The sequence below is a fragment of the Halovenus amylolytica genome, from assembly GCA_004015825.1.
GTDB lineage: Archaea > Halobacteriota > Halobacteria > Halobacteriales > Haloarculaceae > Halovenus > Halovenus amylolytica.
Genome location: SAYS01000017.1, coordinates 106,168 through 125,477 on the forward strand (window position 1 = coordinate 106,168; position 19,310 = coordinate 125,477).

The 19,310-nt window shown below is 60.3% G+C and carries 17 protein-coding genes; 10 read left to right on the top strand and 7 right to left on the bottom strand.

The window, feature by feature from the left end; all coding sequences use genetic code 11:
• Nucleotides 1–34: 34 nt before the first annotated feature.
• Together EOW68_RS13940 and EOW68_RS13945 are read left to right on the top strand one after the other, a co-directional pair.
• Complete coding sequence (locus tag EOW68_RS13940) at nt 35–1,180, top strand: PQQ-dependent sugar dehydrogenase (protein ID WP_431358939.1); 1,146 nt, start codon at nt 35–37, stop codon at nt 1,178–1,180.
• Nucleotides 1,181–1,277: 97 nt separating this feature from the next.
• Nucleotides 1,278–2,087: a M14 family metallopeptidase gene (locus EOW68_RS13945; protein WP_128225773.1), complete on the top strand. Its 810-nt coding sequence runs from the start codon at nt 1,278–1,280 to the stop codon at nt 2,085–2,087.
• 32 nt (nt 2,088–2,119) lie between these two features.
• Here EOW68_RS13945 and EOW68_RS13950 read toward each other — a convergent pair whose 3' ends face one another.
• Nucleotides 2,120–4,657, bottom strand: coding sequence for a DNA topoisomerase I (locus tag EOW68_RS13950; protein WP_128225774.1), 2,538 nt, complete (start codon nt 4,655–4,657; stop codon nt 2,120–2,122).
• Between the two features lie 489 nt (nt 4,658–5,146).
• Here EOW68_RS13950 and EOW68_RS13955 point away from each other — a divergent pair, with 489 nt between their 5' ends.
• Nucleotides 5,147–5,578, top strand: a complete 432-nt coding sequence (locus EOW68_RS13955) for an EamA family transporter (RefSeq protein WP_128225775.1) — start codon at nt 5,147–5,149, stop codon at nt 5,576–5,578.
• 106 nt (nt 5,579–5,684) lie between these two features.
• Nucleotides 5,685–6,191, top strand: a complete 507-nt coding sequence (locus EOW68_RS13960) for a nucleoside-diphosphate kinase (protein ID WP_128225776.1) — start codon at nt 5,685–5,687, stop codon at nt 6,189–6,191.
• Nucleotides 6,192–6,219: 28 nt separating this feature from the next.
• On the opposite strand, the gene EOW68_RS13965 is transcribed toward EOW68_RS13960, so the two are convergent.
• Both EOW68_RS13965 and gatB read right to left on the bottom strand, forming a co-directional pair.
• Nucleotides 6,220–6,996, bottom strand: coding sequence for a class I SAM-dependent methyltransferase (locus EOW68_RS13965; RefSeq protein WP_128225777.1), 777 nt, complete (start codon nt 6,994–6,996; stop codon nt 6,220–6,222).
• Between the two features lie 16 nt (nt 6,997–7,012).
• Nucleotides 7,013–8,491, bottom strand: a complete 1,479-nt coding sequence (gene gatB / locus EOW68_RS13970; protein ID WP_128225778.1) for an Asp-tRNA(Asn)/Glu-tRNA(Gln) amidotransferase subunit GatB — start codon at nt 8,489–8,491, stop codon at nt 7,013–7,015.
• A gap of 407 nt (nt 8,492–8,898) precedes the next feature.
• Between gatB and EOW68_RS13975 the strand changes: the two genes are divergently transcribed.
• The 3 genes from EOW68_RS13975 (at nt 8,899) to EOW68_RS13985 (ending at nt 13,822) form a co-directional block, all read left to right on the top strand.
• Nucleotides 8,899–9,228: a DUF7518 family protein gene (locus EOW68_RS13975; RefSeq protein ID WP_128225779.1), complete on the top strand. Its 330-nt coding sequence runs from the start codon at nt 8,899–8,901 to the stop codon at nt 9,226–9,228.
• Between the two features lie 26 nt (nt 9,229–9,254).
• The gene (smc, locus tag EOW68_RS13980; protein ID WP_128225780.1) at nt 9,255–12,827 is read left to right on the top strand and encodes a chromosome segregation protein SMC; all 3,573 of its coding nucleotides are present in this window, start codon (nt 9,255–9,257) and stop codon (nt 12,825–12,827) included.
• Between the two features lie 62 nt (nt 12,828–12,889).
• On the top strand, nt 12,890–13,822 hold the full coding sequence (locus EOW68_RS13985) for a segregation/condensation protein A (protein ID WP_431358940.1): 933 nt from the start codon (nt 12,890–12,892) through the stop codon (nt 13,820–13,822).
• A 14-nt stretch (nt 13,823–13,836) separates the two neighbouring features.
• On the opposite strand, the gene EOW68_RS13990 is transcribed toward EOW68_RS13985, so the two are convergent.
• A complete protein-coding gene (locus EOW68_RS13990) occupies nt 13,837–14,508 on the bottom strand; it encodes a potassium channel family protein (protein ID WP_128225781.1) in 672 nt (223 codons plus the stop codon).
• A gap of 241 nt (nt 14,509–14,749) precedes the next feature.
• Here EOW68_RS13990 and EOW68_RS13995 point away from each other — a divergent pair, with 241 nt between their 5' ends.
• Nucleotides 14,750–16,207 carry an APC family permease gene (locus EOW68_RS13995; RefSeq protein ID WP_128225782.1) on the top strand — a complete coding sequence of 486 codons (1,458 nt, stop codon included), beginning with the start codon at nt 14,750–14,752 and terminating at the stop codon, nt 16,205–16,207.
• A gap of 25 nt (nt 16,208–16,232) precedes the next feature.
• Entirely contained in the window at nt 16,233–16,886 is a 654-nt protein-coding gene (locus EOW68_RS14000; protein WP_128225783.1) for a potassium channel family protein, read from the top strand.
• A 19-nt stretch (nt 16,887–16,905) separates the two neighbouring features.
• Here EOW68_RS14000 and EOW68_RS14005 read toward each other — a convergent pair whose 3' ends face one another.
• Complete coding sequence (locus tag EOW68_RS14005; protein ID WP_128225784.1) at nt 16,906–17,184, bottom strand: acylphosphatase; 279 nt, start codon at nt 17,182–17,184, stop codon at nt 16,906–16,908.
• 128 nt (nt 17,185–17,312) lie between these two features.
• Complete coding sequence (locus tag EOW68_RS14010; protein ID WP_128225785.1) at nt 17,313–18,203, bottom strand: DNA-3-methyladenine glycosylase family protein; 891 nt, start codon at nt 18,201–18,203, stop codon at nt 17,313–17,315.
• An 84-nt stretch (nt 18,204–18,287) separates the two neighbouring features.
• Between EOW68_RS14010 and EOW68_RS14015 the strand changes: the two genes are divergently transcribed.
• Nucleotides 18,288–18,764, top strand: coding sequence for a DUF555 domain-containing protein (locus EOW68_RS14015; protein WP_128225786.1), 477 nt, complete (start codon nt 18,288–18,290; stop codon nt 18,762–18,764).
• Between the two features lie 48 nt (nt 18,765–18,812).
• Here the strand turns inward: EOW68_RS14015 and EOW68_RS14020 are convergent, their stop codons facing one another.
• Complete coding sequence (locus tag EOW68_RS14020; protein WP_128225787.1) at nt 18,813–19,049, bottom strand: UPF0058 family protein; 237 nt, start codon at nt 19,047–19,049, stop codon at nt 18,813–18,815.
• Between the last annotated feature and the right edge of the window lie 261 nt (nt 19,050–19,310).

Sequence of the window (19,310 nt, forward strand, 5' to 3'; positions counted from 1 at the left end):
CTGCTTATGCAATTTCCTCCCTACTATATCGATAGTGCAGATCAACAAACGGAGCCTCGCGATCGGTGTCGGCGCTGGCGTCGTCGGTACTGTGGTTCTCGCAGTCGTCCTCGCTGCTATCTTCGGCCTGCCGCTACACCTGTTTTTCAGTCCGACAGGAACGGGCGCAGCGGCCGGCCTCGCCGCCGACGATGTCGAACACGAGGTCCTCGCGGAGGATCTGGACGTACCGTGGGAAGTCGTCGTCCTCGAAGAGGATCGCTACCTCGTGACCGAACGGACCGGCGACCTCCTGCTGATCGAGGACGGTGAAAAACACGTCCTGGAGAGCTTCGACGAACTGGAAGAGCAGTTCCTCGGCGAAGGCGGCTTACTCGGTATCGCTACCCATCCAAACTTCGAAGAAAATCAGTATCTGTACGTCCACCAGACCGTCGACCGCGAATCTGTCGAGAACACGGTTCGCCGCTTCGAAGTCGACTTCGACAACCGCGAACTCACCAACGAAGAGACGATCATCGACGGGATCCCGAGCGATCGTATCCACAACGGCGGTCGCATCGCCTTCGGACCGGACGACTACCTGTACGTTACGACGGGCGATTCGGCCAACGCGACGCTGGCACAGGATCGCGACTCGCTGGCTGGCAAGATCCTCCGGCTGAACGACGACGGCTCGATCCCGGAATCGAACCCCTTCGGCAACGCAGTCTACTCCTACGGCCACCGCAACCCACAGGGCATCACCTGGGACGACCAGGGGGACCTCTGGGCCACGGAGCACGGCTCGGACGCACGCGACGAACTCAACCAGGTGGAGATGGGCCAGAACTACGGCTGGCCGACGATCACCGGCAGTGAGACCGACCCGGCGATGGAGTCGCCGGTCTTCCACTCATCGCAGTACGAGACGTGGGCCCCGGCCGGCACAGCCTACGCCGACGGCAGTATCTTCTTCGCCGGACTCCGCGGCGAACGGCTCTACGAGGCAACCATCGACGGCGGCAAAGTGACCAGCTTCGTCGCACACCTCTCCGGGGATTTCGGTCGGCTCCGGGCGGTGACCCTCGGCCCTGACGAAGAGTTCCTCTATCTCACGACGAGTAACACCGATGGTCGCGGGGAGGAGGGATCGGACGACGACAAACTCGTTCGCGTGCCAGTCGAAGCCTTTCGGTAGCCCGGACCACAGTGTTGGTCTCACTGGCTGTCGCTCGTCAGATGCGGACATACGAATACATTACCGTTTATCAGTATCCACCTCCCTACGGTAACGTATGCAAATAATCGAGCGTGGGACGGGGACGCCCCGCGTTGCCGTCGTCGGCGGTATCCACGGTGACGAACCGGCAGGGCCGGCAATCGTCGAGCGTCTCGCCGAGACGTTACCCGCCGGTGGAACGGACGGAACGATACAGTTGATTATCGCGAACGAACCGGCAGTCGAACGCCAGGTACGATATACAGAGACAGATCTGAACCGCGCGTTTCCGGGCGACAGTACGAGCGACGTATACGAGTCCGCACTCGCTGCGCGACTGGTCGATATCCTCACTGGTGCGGATGCGATACTCGCCTTGCACAGTTCCCAGAGCGCGCCACCGCCGTTTGCCATCTTCAGCCACCTTTCAGAGGCTGTCCGCCGGACGATCACCGCGCTCCCGGTCGAGTACGCAGTGGATTCGAGCGAACTCCGTGGGACGACACTGGATTCGGTGCTCGCACACGCGGTCTCACTCGAAGTCGGCCGCCAGGGGAGTGACGACGCGATCGAGGACGGCTACGATGCGGCACGCACCTTTCTCCGAGCCCACGGAGTGCTGACCGACGCGGAACCCACATTCACGGAAACGGACGTCGTCAGGGGACACGAGGAGGTCCCGAAAGGGAGCGGCGAACCCAACGTCTACTACTCGAATTTCGTCGAGATTCCAAAAGGAGAGGTCTTCGCCCGTGACGACACACACACCCACAGAGTCGAGACCGAGGGAGTCGTTCCAATCCTCGCGAGCGAGCAAGGATACGAGGACATCTACGGTATTTATGGCACGTTCGCGGAACCGATCGAGCCACCGAAAACCGACTGAGAACGGACTACACCGTAGCGACTGCGTCGGTGCTACGATCCCGCAAGCTGGCCTTTCCAGTCTTCCAGCTGATCGACGGTCACGCCCTGAACCCGGTTGGCGATCTCCTGGGGGTCGACCGTATCGAGATCTTCCGGTGACTCGACGCCGGCGTCTTCCAGTTTCTCGGCGGTCTTCTCGCCGATGCCGGAGAGATCTTCGAGATCGTCGATCCGCTGTTCGGCCTGGTACTCCTCGTAGTTACAGATCGGACAGCCGAGCTCCCAGGGCTCGTCGTCGCCGTCGTGGATGTGCAGTTCCGGCAGGTCGTGCTCCTCGCAGTACTCGTCGGTAATCTCGATGTCCCCGCGCCGGGGGAGCGGTAGCGAGTACTCGCAGTCCGGATAGCGCGTACAGCCGACGAGCCGCGAGCCCGAGCGAAGCTGTTTGATCGCCAGCTCACCGCCGTGTTCGCTGTCGGCGGTTTCACCGCCTCCATCTCGTTGCTCCTCCGGAGCAACACCCTCACCACACTCCGGACAGGCACCGATCACTTTGTCCTCGCTTTCGTCGGCCTCCGCGGCGGCACACCGCGGACAGCCGTGGACGAACGTATCCCGGCCGGCGAGCATCTTCACGTGGTTCATCTCGTGGTCCTCACAGACGTCTTCGAGGACGAGCGGTTCGCCCGTGCTCGGTAGCGGTAAGGTAAAGCGACACTCCGGGAATCCGTCACAGCCGACGAAATACGATCCCTGCCTGCTCCGGCGGATCAGCAGATCCTCGCCACACTCCGGACACGGTCCGAGTCGGCGGTCCGCTTTCAGTGATTCCTGGAGGTGGTCGCCGATCTCCTCCCGGGAGTCGTGCAGTTCCTCGAAGACCCGTTCGAGCATCTCGCGCGAGGAGTCGGTCACCTCTTCGAGGGTTGCCTCGCCCTCCGCGATGGCGGTCATATCTGCTTCCAACTGAGCGGTCATCTCCTCGCTGACGACCATCTCGGCGAACGTCTCTGCGGCCTCGACGACAGCCTCCGCGAGGGCTGTCGGTCGCGGTGGATCGCCTTCGAGGTAGCCCCGGTCGTACAGCTTCTCGATGGAGTGGTGCCGGGTCGATTTCGTCCCGACGCCGAGCTCTTCCATCTTCTTGATGAGCCGCGACTGACCGTACCGGCGGGGTGGCTGGGTCTCCTTCTCTTCGAAGCGAACCTCGGTCAGATCGAGCTGCTCGCCCTCCTCGACATCGGGGACGTAGTTCTCGCTCGTGGAGCCGTAGGGGTAGACCGCGTGATAGCCTTCTTCGAGAAGCCGTTTGCCGTTGGCCTTGAGTCGCTCGCCGCCGGCCAGCGCGACGACACGGAGGTGTTCCCACGTCGCTGGCTCGGCGACCGTCGCGAAAAACCGCCGGACGATCAGTTCGTAGATCTCCCACTCGTCGTCGCTCAGTTCTCCCTTGCTCGGGAGCTCTCCGGTCGGATGGATCGGCGGGTGGTCGGTCGTCTCCTCGTCACCCCGCGTCGGCTCGATCTCGTCGAGATCCAGCAACTGCTTTGCGTCGTCGTTGAACTCGGTGCCGACAAAGTCGTCGAGCAGTTCCTCGGGATCGAGATCCTCCGGGTAGACCGTGTTGTCCGTTCGCGGATAGGTGGTGTAGCCGTCGGTGTACAGCTCCTCTGCGATCGACATCGCCCGCTGTGCGGAGTAACCGAGGGAGCCCGCAGCACCGATGAAGGCCGTCGTATTGAACGGCTCCGGTGGGGCGTCGGTTCGAGTGCGTCGGTTGACCTCCTGCACCTCGGCCGCTGTTGCTTCTTGCAGGTTCTCGTAGGCCGAGTCTGCATCTGCCTCGTCCCAGACGCGCTCGGCTTCGTTGCCGTCCTCGTCCTCGTAGAAGTACTGTGCCTCGAAGCTGTCGCCGTTTTTCGCGAGGTCGGCGAACAGTTCCCAGTAGGTTTCGGGATCGAACGCCTGGATCTCCCGCTCGCGGTCGACGATGAGTTTCAGCGTGGGGGACTGCACCCGCCCGACGGAGATGAAATCGTTGCCCAGCTGTCGGGCCGACAGCGAGAGAAAGCGGGTCAGCGCCGCGCCCCAGATGAGATCGATAATCTGGCGCGCCTCGCCCGCCGCTGCGAGGTCGAAATCCAGATCGTCGGGGTTGGCAAACGCCTGCTGGACCTCGTTGTCCGTGATCGAAGAGAACCGGACGCGTTCGATCGGGCCGTCGATCCTGTCCTCGATGATCTCGTAGGCTTCCTTGCCGATGAGTTCGCCCTCGCGGTCGTAGTCGGTCGCGATCACGGCTTCGTCTGCCCGGCCCGCGAGCTGTTCGAGTGTCGTGACGATGTTCTCTTTGGTCGGTTCGGTCGTTATCTCTGCGTCGATCAGTTCCGCCGGTTCGACGTCGCGCCAGTTCGAGTACTCCTCGGGAAAGTCGAGACCGACGACGTGACCGGACAGTCCGATGACGCGTTTGTCCCCCCAGCGGTAGATGTTCACCCCGTTCTGTCGCTCGACATCTGCAGTGTCTTCACTGAGAATTTCTGCGATCCGTCGGGCTGCATTGTCCTTCTCTGTAATGATTAGCTTCACTGTGGAGGATCACCGGTTGTTACGCCTTCCTACGGTTGGATGCAGTCTAAAGGGTTACGCCCCACCTTTTTCTGCGTCGGGTTCGCGCTCTGCGCGAACCACTCCTTGAAAAACGTGGGCGAAAAAGGCCGGAGCCTCGCGTTGCTCGGCTCCGGTGAACCGCGCCTCCGGCGCGGATGCTCGACGATGACATCCTCCGCATGGTGAATGGCGCGGTTTCCCGAGTCAAGCGAATCGGTTTTCACCCCTCCCTTCGGTTACTCGGTAGATCCTTTCGGATGATCTGTCTGCCAATTCGGAGCCTGTCGTAGAACGACTCGTACTCCCTGTCCACATCCTGTCAGAACTCGCGGCCAAGATGTAGAGGGTAACTCATTGGCCTGTGGACCGTATATCCATCTGACACACATTCGAAAAGGTACCGGGTGCGATTGGTCCCGATCGGTTGCAGGTCGGCAAACACTTGCCTGTGCCGGGCAAGGCGTCCGTATGGATGCCACATACCTGCCCTATGCACTTCTCGCGATGGGGGCGTACGCGCTTGTCTCCCCACTCATGCGCGTCGCGACGACCGGTCCTGACGCAGTTCCGAGCGACGTCGCCGTCGTCATCTCGAACATCGTGCTTATTCTGATGGCACTTGGTGTGTTGTGGTACACGGATCAACGTTTCGTCGCTCATTTGTCCTCACCAAAGATGGTGTATGTGCTCGCAGCAGGCTTCTTTTTGGGGATTGGAATCCTCGCATTGTACCGGTCGCTGGCTCTCGGGCCTGTAAGTGTGGTCACGCCCATCTTCGCGATCTTTCTGGTGTTTTCCTCGATGATCGGGTTTCTTGTGCTGGGCGAGGAGTTTACCACGCGAAAAGCGCTCGGCATCGTCCTCGCCGTCCTCGCTGTTTACCTGGTGTCGGGGGCGTGAGGCGACGATACGACTGTGGTGGACGAACTGGTCGGGAAACACCACGGTTTGAATCTGGAGTGAACAACTCTGGGATTATATTAACAGTCCGGATCAAGACAGTTGTATGACAGAACGAACCTTCGTGATGTTGAAACCAGACGCGCTACACCGGGGAAAAGTCGGGGAGATCATCGGTCAACTCGAAGAGACGGGGTTGCAGATCGCCGCGATCGATATCCGTTCGCCGAGTAAGGAACTCGCACGGGAGCATTACGGGCCGGAGATTGCCGAGCGCCACGGCGAGGATGTCCGGGAGAATCTCGTCGAGTACATCTCCGAGTTCACCGTGATCCCGATGGTGCTCCAGGGACGGAACGCTGTCTCGAAAGTCCGGGATACGATGGGTGAGTCGTTCGATCCGATGGAGTGTTCACCCGGAAGTATCCGGGGTGACCTCTCCTCGTACTCGACCGACGCCGCAACAGAGGAGGCAATTGCGATCCCCAATCTCATCCACGGGGCCGAATCGGCCGAGGCCGCCGAGAACGAGATCGACCTCTGGTTCCCGGAATCGGAGTTTGCAGCCTACGAACGGCCCGACTTCGACTATATCAACGATATCCTGGGGTAGTCTACCGCCCGCAATCGGCCATAGCGGTTCACAGACCGTCGCTCCGCTCTGCGACGAACCGGAGTCGTCGATAGTCCGCCGTCCACGTGCTCGTCTCGGCGTCGAACAGGTCATCCTTTAGTCGGTCCTCGACAGCCTCGATGACTGCCCGCTGATCGTGTTCTGGGACGCCCTCGAAGATGCTATCCCCGAACATCCCGAGCCAGTTTTCGAGTCCCCGCGCTCCGTCGTCCAGTTCCGTGGGTCGGTCGAACAGTATCGCCCGAGAGACCTCCATCCCGTACTCTTCGATCCGTGGCGTATACTCCCCGATCGAGGGGAAATACCACGGCTGTGTCGCGTCGTATCCTCGCTGTGCCAGTTCGTCGATTGTCGTCGTCGCGATCTGCTGGATGTTTCCTGTACCGCCTAGCTCGGCGACGAATCGACCCTCAGGGGCCAGCGCCTCCTCGACCATCGCCAGAACAGCGTCGTGATCCGCCTCGGGAATCCAGTGGAGCGCTGCGTTCGAAAAGACCGCGTCGAACTCCCCGTCTGGCTCGACGGTTCGGGCGTCAGCCTGCCGAAAATCCAGGTCGGAGTGTTCCTCGCTGGCTGTCTCGATCATCTCGGCCGAGGCGTCGATCCCGAGCACGTCAGCACCCCGTGCTGCAATCTCTTTCGTGAGGTGGCCGGTTCCACAGCCCAGATCGAGAATGCGTTCGCCGGGCTGGGGGTCGAGCAGTTCGACGACGCTCGCGCCGTACTCGTAGACGAACCCGTGGTTGTCGTCGTAGTCGTCGGTTTCCCACTCGTTTCCTGACATAAAAGAAGAGACTCCGTCAGCCGAGTTCGTCCCGCAGCAACTGGTTCACGTCGCCCGGATCTGCACTGCCGCCGGTTTTTTGCATCACCTGCCCGACGAGGAAGTTCAGCGCGCCGTCCTCGCCGTTGTGGACGTCCTCGACTGCATCGGGGTTCTCGTCGATCGCGGCCGCGACTGCATCTGCGATCTCGTCGCCGCTGGTCTTGCCCAGCCCCTCCTCTTCGACGATGGTGTCCGGATCGAGGCCGTCGTCGAGCATCGATCGGAGCACCGTCTCACGGGCGTTTTTCGTGGTGATCTTGTCCTCGGCGACGAGTTCGACCAGCCGCTCGATCTCGTCGAATCGATCTTCGACATCTGTGATCACCATATCGCGGTAGTTGAGCTCGCCCAGCAGTTCGTCGGCGACCCAGGTCGCCGCCAGATCCGGATCGAAGGTCTCGGCGACGTCCTCGTAGAAGTCGGCGACCTGTTTCGTGCTCGTGAGTTTGTCCGCGGCCTCCTCGCTGAGGCCGTATTCGGACTGGAACCGCTCGCGGCGAGCGTCGGGTAGCTCCGGAATCTCGATTTGCTCCTTCCAGTCGGCGACCTGCAGCGGCGGGAGGTCGGCCTCTCTGAAGTAGCGGTAGTCTTTCTCCTCTTCTTTCGAGCGCATCGAGACGGTGATCCCGCGGGCCTCGTCCCAGTGTCGGGTCTCCTGTTCGACGACGCGGCCGCGCTGGATCGCGTTTTTCTGTCGCTGTGCCTCGTAGGCCAGCGCTTTCTCTGCGCCCTTGTGACTGGAGATGTTCTTGACCTCGGTCCGGTTCGCATCTGCCAGTACTGCGTCGTCGATTGCGCCGTCCTCGCCGACCTCCTCGCTGTCGACGACGGAGAGGTTCGCGTCGATCCGGAGCGAGCCATCCCGCGAGGCGTCGAAGACACCCAGATATTCGAGCACTTCTTCGAGTTTCGCGAGGAAGGCGCGGACTTCGTCAGCGCCCCGGAAGTCCGGCTTCGTGACGATCTCCATCAGCGGCATGCCGGCGCGGTTGTAGTCGACCAGCGTGTACTCCGCGGTGTCGATCGAGCCGCCCTGGTGTTTGAGACTGCCGGGGTCCTCCTCCAGGTGTGCGCGTTCGATGCCGACGGTGCGGCGTTCGCCTTCGACTGCACAGTCGAGTTCGGCGTCCTGACAGATCGGTGAATCGTACTGCGTGATCTGGAAATTCTTCGGGAGATCCGGGTAGTAGTAGTTTTTCCGGTGGAACTCGGTCGTCTCCGGAATCGTGCCGTCCAGTGCTTTCGCGACCTTGACCGCCGCTTCGACAGCGCCCTCGTTGACGACCGGGAGCGCGCCGGGGAGGCCGAGACAGACCGGACAGGTGTGGGTGTTCGGCTCCTCGGCGGACTCGGTCGAACAGCCACAGAAGATCTTGGTCTCGGTCTCGAGTTGGACGTGGACCTCCAGCCCGATGACCACCGCGAGATCGCCCGTTTCCTGTACTTGTGCCATTACCCGCGATTCGGTTTCGGCTGGCTAAACGCTTTTGGAGCGATACGAGGAGTCTGAGTATTTGCTGGATTTGGTTTTGAGTGGGTTACGAACAGCAAGAAAGCCCCCGATCGCTCGCGGCCCCTCAGTCGCTGCGCTCCTCGCTCCCTACGGTCGCTGTGGTGCTTACTTCCTGACGTACCGCGAGCGATCGGCCCCTTTCAGTCCCGCCCCGTCTGATTTTCTAGGCCGGGCGGGACTGAAAGGGCCTCGGGGCTTTCTTGCTGTTCACAGCGAACACTCCTGTTCTGTTCATGATCGAGCAGAGGTCATCTGCATGACAAAATACTACTCATGCCACTCATACCCTCACCTCAACAACCAATGTCTGACGCACGTTTATGTAAGCGGAGAGGGATCCCAAGTGTATGTGCGGTAACAGAGTCGAGGAACTCGAAACGCGTGTTCAGGAACTAGAAGCATCAGTCGAGGGGCTGACAGACGAACTCGTCGAGTGCAAGGTGCGCTTGCGCGAACTCGAATCCGCGGTCGACGAGGATCTCGGCTTCGTGCCGACCGGATCCGAAGACGAGACAGCGAAGACCTCACCCAAGCGCACCTCCGTCGGTGCCGAAATGGTCGACGCAGATGCGGAGGCGGCGGCTGAATCCGAGGGTTCGGCCGAAGCAACTAAATCCGAGGATGCCGAGTCGGAAGATAAGTCGGAGGAATCGGAAACCGATATCATCGTCGCGTAAGGCCGGTCCCCCCCGCGAGCACCCCCATGCACATCAAAGAGCTCGTCCTTGACAACTTCAAGAGTTTCGGCCGGAAGACCCGAATCCCGTTTTACGAGGACTTTACGACGGTCACTGGCCCGAACGGCTCGGGCAAATCCAACGTCATCGACTCGATTCTCTTCGCGCTCGGACTCGCTCGTACTTCGGGCATCCGCGCGGAGAAACTGACTGATCTCATCTACAACCCCGGACACCAGGAGGGCGAGTCCTTCCAGGGCGAACGTGAGGCGAGCGTCGAGGTCATTCTCGACAACACGGATCGAACAGTCGAACGCTCACAGATCGTCAACGCCGCCGGCACCGACGATGTGGGCGATATCGACGAGATCAACATCAAACGCCGGGTCAAGGAGACCGAGGAAAACTACTACTCCTACTACTACATCAACGGCCGCTCGGTGAACCTCTCCGATATCCAGGACCTGCTCGCACAGGCGGGTGTCACACCCGAAGGCTACAACGTCGTCATGCAGGGCGACGTCACCGAAATCATCAACATGACGCCGGGGGCGCGCCGCGAGATCATCGACGAGATCGCCGGCGTCGCGGAGTTCGACAAGAAAAAAGAGAGTGCCTTCGAGGAACTGGACGTCGTGGAAGAACGGATCGACGAGGCCGAACTCCGGATCGAGGAGAAGACGACTCGCCTCGACCAGCTCGAAGACGAGCGCGATACGGCACTCCGCTACCAGGATCTCCGCGACGAGAAAGAAACCTACGAAGGATATCTCAAGGCAGCACAGCTAGAGGAGAAGCGCGAGGAACGCGAATCTGTCGAGACGAAAATCGAGGAGCTCGAAGCAAAACTCGAAGAGCGACAGGCGACCCTGGACAAACGCCAGGGCGAGGTGATGCGCCTCGAAGAGGACCTCGAAGACCTCAACAGCGAGATCGAGCGCAAAGGCGAGGACGAACAGCTCGAAATCAAACGCGAAATCGAGGAGATCAAAGGCGACATCTCCCGGCTGGAGGACAAAATCGAGAACGCGCAGGATCGCGCCGAGGAGGCCGAAAACGAACGACGGCAGGCCTTCGTCAAGATCGACCGCAAGCAGGAGACGATCGACGACCTCGACGACGAGATCCGCGAGATCAAGGTCTCGAAATCCTCGATCGCGGCCGACATGCAGGAGAAAGAGGCCGCCCTCGAAGAGGTCGAAAAGCAGATCGACGAGATCGGCGAGGAGTTCGAGGAGGTCAAAGACCGACTGCAAACGAAAAAGAGCCACCTCGAAGAGACGAAAGCCGACAAGAACGAACTCCAGCGTAAACAGGACAGACTGCTCGACGAGGCCAGACGCCGATCGAACGAGACGCGAGAGAAACAAGAGGAAATCGAGAGCGCACAGGAACAGATTCCCGATCTGGAGGCCGAAATCGAGGATCTGGAGGTCGAACTCGACAAGGCCGAGAAAAACCGCGAGACGATCGCCGAGGTCGTCGACGACCTCCGGGCGGAGAAACGCGAGTTGCAGGAGGACCTCGACGAGATCGAGGACGACCTCAACGCGGCACAGCAGGAGTACGCCGAACTCGAAGCCAAGGCCAGCCAGTCCGGTGACTCCTCGTTCGGCCGGGCGGTGACGAGCATCGTCAACGCCGGTATCGATGGCGTTCACGGGCCGGTCGCACAGCTCGGCGGTGTCTCGGGCGAGTACGCGGTCGCCTGTGAGACCGCCGCCGGTGGGCGACTGGCGAACGTCGTCGTCGACGACGACAGTGTCGGCCAGCGCTGTATCGAGTATCTCAAATCACGCAACGCCGGCCGGGCCACCTTCCTGCCGATCACCGATATGCAGAATCGGTCGTTGCCCTCGCCTCCGAGCCACGACGGCGTCGTCGACTTTGCGTACAATCTTGTCGACTTCGACCCCGAGTACGCCGGCGTCTTCTCGTACGTACTCGGTGATACACTGGTCGTCGAGGATATCGAGACCGCGCGGGAACTGATGGGCCAGCACCGAATCGTCACGCTCGACGGCGATCTCGTCGAGAAATCCGGTGCGATGACCGGTGGATCGAAGAGTGGCTCGCGGTACTCCTTCGCTGGCAGTGACGGACAGCTCGAACGCGTCGCCGCGAAAATAAACGACCTGGAAGACGACCGTAAGTCGGTCCGCGAGGAACTCCGCGACGTCGAGGATCGACTCGAAGACGCCCGTGACAGAGAAACAGAGGCTGCAGACCAGCTCCGCGAGATCGAATCCGAGATCGAGAAACGGGAGACGAAAATCGAAGAGGCCGAATCCCGGATCGACCGTCTGGAGACGGAACTCGACGAGATCGAGGCCGAACGCGAGGAGGTCTCCGACAAGATGGACGAACTGGAGGCGGAGATCAGCGAGAAAAACGAGACGATCGCCGAGATCGAGTCGATGATCGACGACCTCGAAGCCGAAGTCGAGGACTCCGAGCTGCCGGAACTCACGGCGGAGGCAGAGTCGATCCGCGAGGATATCGACGATCTCGAACGGCGCAAGGACGAACTCGACGCCGAACTCAACGAACTCACACTCGAAAAGGAGTACGCAGAGGATGCGATCGAGGATCTCCACGACGATATCGAGACCGCACAGGAGCGCAAGGAAACCGCCGAGGAGCAGATCGAATCCTTCGAAGGCAAGATCGAAGAGAAAGAAGGGCAACTGGCCGAGAAAGAAGCAGAAGTCGCGGAACTCGAATCCGAACTCGCAGATCTGAAAGAGGAACGCGAGGACCTCCGCGAGGAACTCACGACGGCCAGATCCGAGCGCGACGAGGCCAAGGAACGCGCCGCAAAAGTCGAAGACAAACTCGGCGAAAAGCGCGAGCACAGGGAGCGTCTCGACTGGGAGATCGACGAACTGGAAACGGAAGTCGGCGAGTACGATGCCGAGGAGATCCCGGACCACGAGACTGTCGAGGCGGAGATCCAGCGCCTCGAAGGCGAGATGGAGGCACTCGAACCGGTCAACATGCTCGCAATCGAGGAGTACGACCGCGTCAGTGAGGACCTCGAAGAACTCCGCGACAAGAAGAGTACACTCGTCGAGGAGGCCGACGGGATCCGTGACCGGATCGAGAGCTACGAAGCGCGCAAGAAGGAGACGTTCATGGACTCTTTCGAGTCGATCGACGAGCAGTTCTGTGATATCTTCGAGCGTCTCTCGAACGGGACCGGAACGTTACATCTCGAAAACGAGGAGGACCCGTTCGACGGCGGGCTGACGATGAAAGCCCAGCCCGGCGACAAACCGATCCAGCGACTCAATGCGATGAGTGGCGGAGAGAAATCGCTCACTGCGCTGGCCTTTATTTTCGCGATCCAGCGACACAACCCAGCGCCATTCTACGCGCTGGACGAGGTGGATGCTTTCCTCGACGCTGCGAACGCCGATCTCGTCGGGGAGCTGGTCGACGAACTCGCCGGCGAGGCACAGTTCGTCGTCGTCTCGCACCGCTCGGCGATGCTCGACCGCTCCGAGCGAGCGATCGGTGTGACGATGCAGGACAACAACGTCTCCTCGGTGACGGGAATCGATCTCTCCGAGGGCGCGGAGGTGCCAGCAGATGATTAGCGAGATGCCGAGCCTGCGAGAGATCTCGGACAGATCGGGCGGTGAACGAGGTGAACCGAGAGATGACTAAGGACGAAATCCCACTCGATATTTCCGGACACGAGGATCGCGAGCGTCCCGGCGCCGAGGGTGGCGCGGGGCTGCTCGGTGCAGCGGAGTCCGAAGATACTGCCGAGGCAGACACCGAAGATGTCGACTCGGCCGACGACGGCGGGAACGACGACGATGTGGAACCAGTCGAAGTGCTGGTTCAACTCGCACGGTCGGGCGAGATCGACCCCTGGGATATCGATATCGTCGACGTCACCGACAAGTTCCTCGACGCACTGGACGAGGCAGATCTGCGTAGCTCCGGCCGGGCGCTATTTTACGCGAGTGTCTTGCTCCGGCTGAAAAGCGACGCGATGCTCGACGACGGCGAGGAGGAGCCAGAACCCGAACCCTGGGAGCAGGCGATGGTCGATGGCGAGGAGTTCGACGATCCCGACCCCTTCGCCACGCTGGAAGCCGAGATGGATCGGCGGATCGAACGGAAACGCGCCCGTGGGACGCCACAGACACTCGACGAACTGGTCCGAGAGTTGCGTGAGGCCGAACGCGACAACTGGTACAAGGAGTCCCGTGAATACGATACGAGTGGGACGCCCCAGCCAAAGCAGGGCACCCAGCAACTGGACTACCGCTCGGCCGATCAGTTCCGCGTCGACGACGAGCCGACAGAGGAAGACGTCACCGGCACGACTCACTCCGAAAATATCGACGATATCATCGAGGATGTCCACGTGGCTGTGCGTGAACAGTACGAGAAAGGCCGCACGGAGGTCCTCTTCAAAGAGGTCCAGACTGCTGGCGGTACGCGTGTGAGCACGTTCCTCGGGTTGCTCTTTCTCTCACACCGCGGGCAGGTCCGACTCCAGCAGGACGATCTGTTCGGCGATCTCTGGATCAAAGATCCGAGTGCGATTTCGGGGTCCGGCGAGGTTGCTGCGGACTGAGCGTCCGGATCGGTTCAGCCCCGGAAGAGCCCGATAATCTCGTCCGACACAGATCGTTCGACGGCGACAATATAGGAGTTCCCCGCCAGGAGCTGTGTCTCCGCATCGGCGATTGTGTCGCCGTCGGTTCCCGCGACGATCAGACTGCCGTGTGGCAGCGCTATCTCTTCGAGTGTTTTCCCCGCGACCGGTGCGCCGGGATTCACTTCGATATCCAGAATTTCGATATCGCCAACTGTCCCTTCGAGGCTCTGGACGCCGAGTTCGATCGCACTCGTGGCGATCTTGGCACCCGCCTCCTCCGGCATGAACGTCGCGTCGACGAACTCGTCGTATTCGCCGGTGTCGTCGTGGATCGTCCGCATCACAGTTCGAATTGCCGGATTTTGCTGTTTTGCAACCGTACAGACCGCGAGATTCGTCGCCGTCGTATCGGTCAATCCGGCGACGACATCGGTATTCTGCAGATCCACCTGTTCGAGTACCGACGGGCGGGTCGCATCGCCCTCGATCACCGTCGCCACGTGCTCTTCGGCAATCGCTTCGACGCGGTCCGTGCGACGCTCGATGACGACTACGTTGTGGTCATGTTCGGCGAGTAATCTCGCGGTACGGAGTCCTGTTCGTCCGCTTCCGACGAGTACGATCCGCAACGGACCGTCGTGCGCTGAGGGATCAACCGTCATCACAGTCTACTCTTGGTGGTCCAGCAGAAGAAACTTCACGGCAGTCGTGACTTATACTGGTGGTGTACATTCGTACAAATATTCGGCCCCACCTCGGGTCGAAATTATTTCATTTCTTACAGCCACCAGCATTAATTGCCCTAATATATACAGAGTAATTATTTTGAAGTCGGTCGACAATACTCCTGTACAGTGACCCCTTTGGCGCAGAGACGATCTCTGAACACGGTGAGTGGTACGGATGAGCGAGGCAGGTAGTCGTCAACCGGAGGCCGAACTGGGACTGTTGGATGCCACCATGATCGGCATGGGGGCGATGATCGGGGCGGGTATTTTCGTGTTGACTGGACTTGCAGCCGAAATCGCTGGACCAGCTGCGATTCTCGTCTTCGCACTGAACGGTGTCGTAACAGCGTTTACTGGCCTTTCGTACGCCGAGCTTGCTGCATCGATTCCGAAAAGTGGTGGCGGATACGCGTTCGTTCGCGAGATTTTCGATGATCTCTCCTCTTTTATCATGGGCTGGATGCTCTGGTTTGCGTACATGATTGCCGGTGCGCTGTACGCGCTTGGCTTTGCCCCGAACTTCCTGGAATTACTGCACGTCTACGGAGTTGTTGGACCGCCAGAAGCGGTAGGTGCAGTTGCACTCCCAGTTGTGGACGCGGCAGTCCCGGCCGCATTTCTCCTGGCCTTCGTCGCCGTTTTCTTGCTGGCGGCGCTGAACGCTGTGTCTACAGCCGCCAGCGGCAGTGCCGAGACCGTATTCACGATTATCAAGGTTGGTATTCTGGCCGTGTTCGTCGTGTTCGGGTTCGCATCGCCGATGTTCTCGGGAGCAGAGTTCCAGCCGCTCTTTTCCGAGGGGAGCGGTGCGGCAGCGATTCTCCCGGCGATGGGGCTGACATTTATCGCCTTCGAGGGATACGATCTCATAACGACAGTCACCGAGGAGGTGAAAAATCCCCGTGAGAACATCCCGAAGGCAATCTTCGTCAGTCTCATCGCAACAGTGATCGTCTATCTTGCGGTCGTCGCTGTTGCAGTCGGCACGCTCGGCGCGGGTGGGTTAGCCGAGGCCGGTGAAGCCGGGATCGCGACGGCGGCGACGTCGTTCATGCCGACCGGGCTGCCGATCATCCAGAACGGCGGCGCGCTCATCGTCTTCGGCGCCGTATTTTCCACGTTGACGGCCCTGAACGCGGTCGTGATCGCCTCCTCGCGTGTGGCGTTCTCAATGGGACGTGAGGGACAGCTCCTGCCAACGTTTGGTCAGCTCCACCATCGCTACGGGACACCGTTTATCGCGATCGTCACGAGCGCAGTGGTGATGCTCGGCTCTGTCGCACTGCCGACCCAGAGCGCGGGCAACATGTCGAGTCTGTTTTTCCTCCTCTCTTTTGTCATCGTCAACGTCGCGGTGATTCGACTCCGCCGGGAACGTCCCAACATGAACCGGCCCTACGAGATGCCGTTCTATCCTGCGCCCCCGATACTCGGGATCGTGCTCAACCTACTTCTCACCGGGGTGCTCGTGGAGTATCTGATCCGGACGGATCCACTGGCGCTGGGACTGAGCATCGGCTGGATTTTGGTTGGCGGTGTTGCCTACGTCGTGCTCAACAGAGTGCGATCCCGGTCGGAGACCGAGACCGAGACCGAGACGGATTCGGACGTACCAGCAGTGACCGAAGATTAACTGACGACCAACACCTCAGAGAATCATGAACTCACAAGATCTACGGATCGCCATCGTCGGCGGCGGGCGTGTCGGCCTCAGAACAGCGCGCACACTTGACAACCGCGGACACACCGTGATCGTAATCGAACGTGACCCTGTCAGAAGCGACCAGATCGCCGACGAGTACGTGGCGACGGTGATTGAAGGCGATGCGACCAAACCATCGGTACTCAAACAGGTCGGACTCGAAAAGACCGACGTGCTGGCAGCGCTCTCGGCCGATCTCGGGACGAACCTCGCGACATGTCTCACCGCTGAGCGGTACGGCTCGCCGATCCGAACGGTGATGCGCCGCACGGAGGAGGAGGACGACGAGTATGCCGACCTCGTCGACGAGACCGTCTTCCCCGAGCGCGCGGGCGCCCGGTCGGCTGTCAACGCGGTCGATCCGGGGACTCGGGCGCTGGAAGATATGATCGGTGACCTCGAAATTCTCGTCATGGAAGTAACCGAGAATGCGCCAGTTGCCGGCCGGACGCTCACCGATATCGGTCTCCCACGGGGGAGTCTGGTGGTCTCCAGCGCCGACGGTGACCGGATCGCTGATGCGGAGACAGAACTGGAGCCTGGCCATTCTTATGTCGTCGCGACTGAACCGGATGTCGAGGACGAAATCGTGCGGCTGTTTCGAGGGTAGCGGTCGGACCGCCTGCAACTCACCACCGGACGCCAAACCCGTCTTCACCTTCTGGGGACTCGTAGGCCACCTCGACGTCATCGACACGGGCCGCGGAGCTTCCTTCGTGGCAAAAGTCGACCATCTGCTCGACGGCATCTTCGGGGCCTTCGAAGACGGCCTCGACACGGCCGTCGTCGCGATTCTTGACCCAGCCGTCGACGCCGTGTTCGCGTGCCGTATCCCGCGTCGTCGCCCGGAAGAACACTCCCTGTACGTTGCCCGATACGAAGACGTGTGCGCGTGTTCGGTCTGTCATGGTAGGTTTCCGTTCGGTTTCCTCCGTGAAAATGATTCTGTGAGTCGTGTTGGTTTGGGGGCTTTCTTGCTGTTCTCATCACAGTTCGGAATCATCGTGCCGGATCAACTACAACCACATTCTACCCATCACTCCCGGTTTCGCAAGTAGTGAAAGAGGTAGGTTTGCGTGTAGCCGGCGTACTCCTCACCAAGTCGCTCCCGGAGCGCCTTCGAAGTCGGCGCGTACGATCCCTTGTCACACTCCGGATAGTAGTCCTCGATTACAGTCTGCATCCAGGTATCCAGCGGGACGGGTTCCAGATAGCCAAGCGAGAACAACAGGACACAGTCCGCGACCTTGTCACCGACGCCGACGTAGCGGGTTAGCCACTCGCGCGCTTCTTCGTACGGGTAGTTCCGTGCCGCCGCTGGATCTTCACCGTCGGCGACCATCTCGGCCGTTCGCTGGACGTACGGCGCTCGATAGCCAAGCGAGAGGTCCCGTAGTTCTTCTTCGGTTGCCGCTGCGAGCTGGTCGGGCGTCGGGTACGCGTGATAGGTCTCGCCGTCGAATTCGATCGGGGTTCCGAAGGCCTCCCGCAGGGACTGTTGCATCGCGTGAATTCGGCTGACTCGCATCTGAGCCGAGCAGATAAACGAGATCAGCGCACCGAAGGGTGGGTCCCGGACGATCCGCATCCCCCAGTAGGTGTCGTACGCAGCGTCGATCACATCATCAGAGGGGCTGTGCTGGCGAATCATCTTGAGGTCGTCGGCCAGTCCGAGACGTTCCGAGAGACACGCCTCGGCGTCGACGTTCGACTCCCACTCAAGCTGGCCATCCAGCTGGCGGACCCGGACGACGGCCGGCTCGCCAGTGTCCCGAGTCGTCGTGAGATACCAGCCGTCCCCACCGTAGGTCCGCTCGTAGTCGGTGCCGTCCTCGCGCCACCAGAGATACGACTGGCCACTCTCTACGGTCGACTGGAGGTCGAACCCGCCCGGCAGACTCTCGACGTCGATCTGTCCGCGTTCCATCAGTATTATTTTGGCCGAAGCAGGCTTTTGCCTTTCGAGTCGACGAGGCTAACCTTCATATTGGTTGCACGTCAAATATTTCGTATGAACTGCAGGGTTGTCGTCGAAGCAGCAGTCCCGGTGTACGACGTCGAAACACCCGACGAAGCAGTCCGGATCGCGATCTCGAAAACGGGGGAGATGTTGAACCCGGATCTGAACTACGTCGAGATCAATATGGGGGAACGGGCCTGTCCTCACTGTGGTGACGAACTCGACCCGGCCTTTATTGCCGCCGACGAGAGCCTCGTCGCGCTCGAACTGGAGATGACGGTGTTCAGCGTCGAACGGGAGGAACACGCAGCACGCATCGCCCGCAAAGAGATCGGACAGCGACTCGAAAACATCCCGCTCGACGTCCTCGAAATCGAGGTCATCGAAGACGACGAGGAAGACGACGAAGAAGACAGCCAGGCGGAGGAGGCGGCAACCGAAGAGAAGACCTCCGCAGACAACGACGACAATCGATCCGAGACAGAAGACGAAGTCTTACCCGAGTTCGAGGAACTGATCGACGAGTAGCTACTGGGTGCCACAGACAGCTAAGACAGCGACTTTTCCGTTCGAAAATCAGTCAGCAGCTGCAGAAACGCGCTCGGTTTCTTCTTCCGCAATTTCGGAGGTGATCCCGTTGACGAGTGCAAACACGGCGTCTTTGTGATCTGTCTTCGATTTGTGGATAGATGTCGACTGCACGCCGAGTGTGGTATACTCGTCGTGGGTAACCTCGTTCCCAGTCTGCTGTTCGTAATGGTTCTGTACCTGTGCGAGCAGGCCGTGAAGGTGAATGAGCTCCTGCTTTTTCATGGTCACTACTGCCTAACAACCGGAGGTATATAATGGTACTCTGGCAGGTGTTAGCATACTACCCCGAATTCGCCGGCGACAGAACCTCTACTATCCGTGTTCTGTTTATAAACGACGGTGAATATAATCATTGAGTACGTGTTTAGCCCCAATGAATTTCGCCACTGTCTCGTAGCAGGCGACCAATCGGGGAGATATGCACCTTCAGCAAGGGCTAGTTGAACATCTCCAGGGATGGTCTCAGCTCGGAGACCATCCCGG

Bases quoted from the DNA above. Each gene is read 5' to 3' on its own strand.
- EOW68_RS13975 (WP_128225779.1), top strand. From the start codon at position 8,899: ATGTGCGGTAACAGAGTCGAGGAACTCGAAACGCGTGTTCAGGAACTA.
- EOW68_RS13960 (WP_128225776.1), top strand. From the start codon at position 5,685: ATGACAGAACGAACCTTCGTGATGTTGAAACCAGACGCGCTACACCGG.
- EOW68_RS13955 (WP_128225775.1), top strand. From the start codon at position 5,147: ATGGATGCCACATACCTGCCCTATGCACTTCTCGCGATGGGGGCGTAC.
- EOW68_RS13985 (WP_431358940.1), top strand. From the start codon at position 12,890: ATGACTAAGGACGAAATCCCACTCGATATTTCCGGACACGAGGATCGC.
- EOW68_RS14005 (WP_128225784.1), bottom strand. From the start codon at position 17,184: ATGACAGACCGAACACGCGCACACGTCTTCGTATCGGGCAACGTACAG.
- gatB (WP_128225778.1), bottom strand. From the start codon at position 8,491: ATGGCACAAGTACAGGAAACGGGCGATCTCGCGGTGGTCATCGGGCTG.
- EOW68_RS14000 (WP_128225783.1), top strand. From the start codon at position 16,233: ATGAACTCACAAGATCTACGGATCGCCATCGTCGGCGGCGGGCGTGTC.
- smc (WP_128225780.1), top strand. From the start codon at position 9,255: ATGCACATCAAAGAGCTCGTCCTTGACAACTTCAAGAGTTTCGGCCGG.
- EOW68_RS14020 (WP_128225787.1), bottom strand. From the start codon at position 19,049: ATGAAAAAGCAGGAGCTCATTCACCTTCACGGCCTGCTCGCACAGGTA.
- EOW68_RS14015 (WP_128225786.1), top strand. From the start codon at position 18,288: ATGAACTGCAGGGTTGTCGTCGAAGCAGCAGTCCCGGTGTACGACGTC.
- EOW68_RS13965 (WP_128225777.1), bottom strand. From the start codon at position 6,996: ATGTCAGGAAACGAGTGGGAAACCGACGACTACGACGACAACCACGGG.
- EOW68_RS13945 (WP_128225773.1), top strand. From the start codon at position 1,278: ATGCAAATAATCGAGCGTGGGACGGGGACGCCCCGCGTTGCCGTCGTC.
- EOW68_RS13990 (WP_128225781.1), bottom strand. From the start codon at position 14,508: ATGACGGTTGATCCCTCAGCGCACGACGGTCCGTTGCGGATCGTACTC.
- EOW68_RS14010 (WP_128225785.1), bottom strand. From the start codon at position 18,203: ATGGAACGCGGACAGATCGACGTCGAGAGTCTGCCGGGCGGGTTCGAC.
- EOW68_RS13995 (WP_128225782.1), top strand. From the start codon at position 14,750: ATGAGCGAGGCAGGTAGTCGTCAACCGGAGGCCGAACTGGGACTGTTG.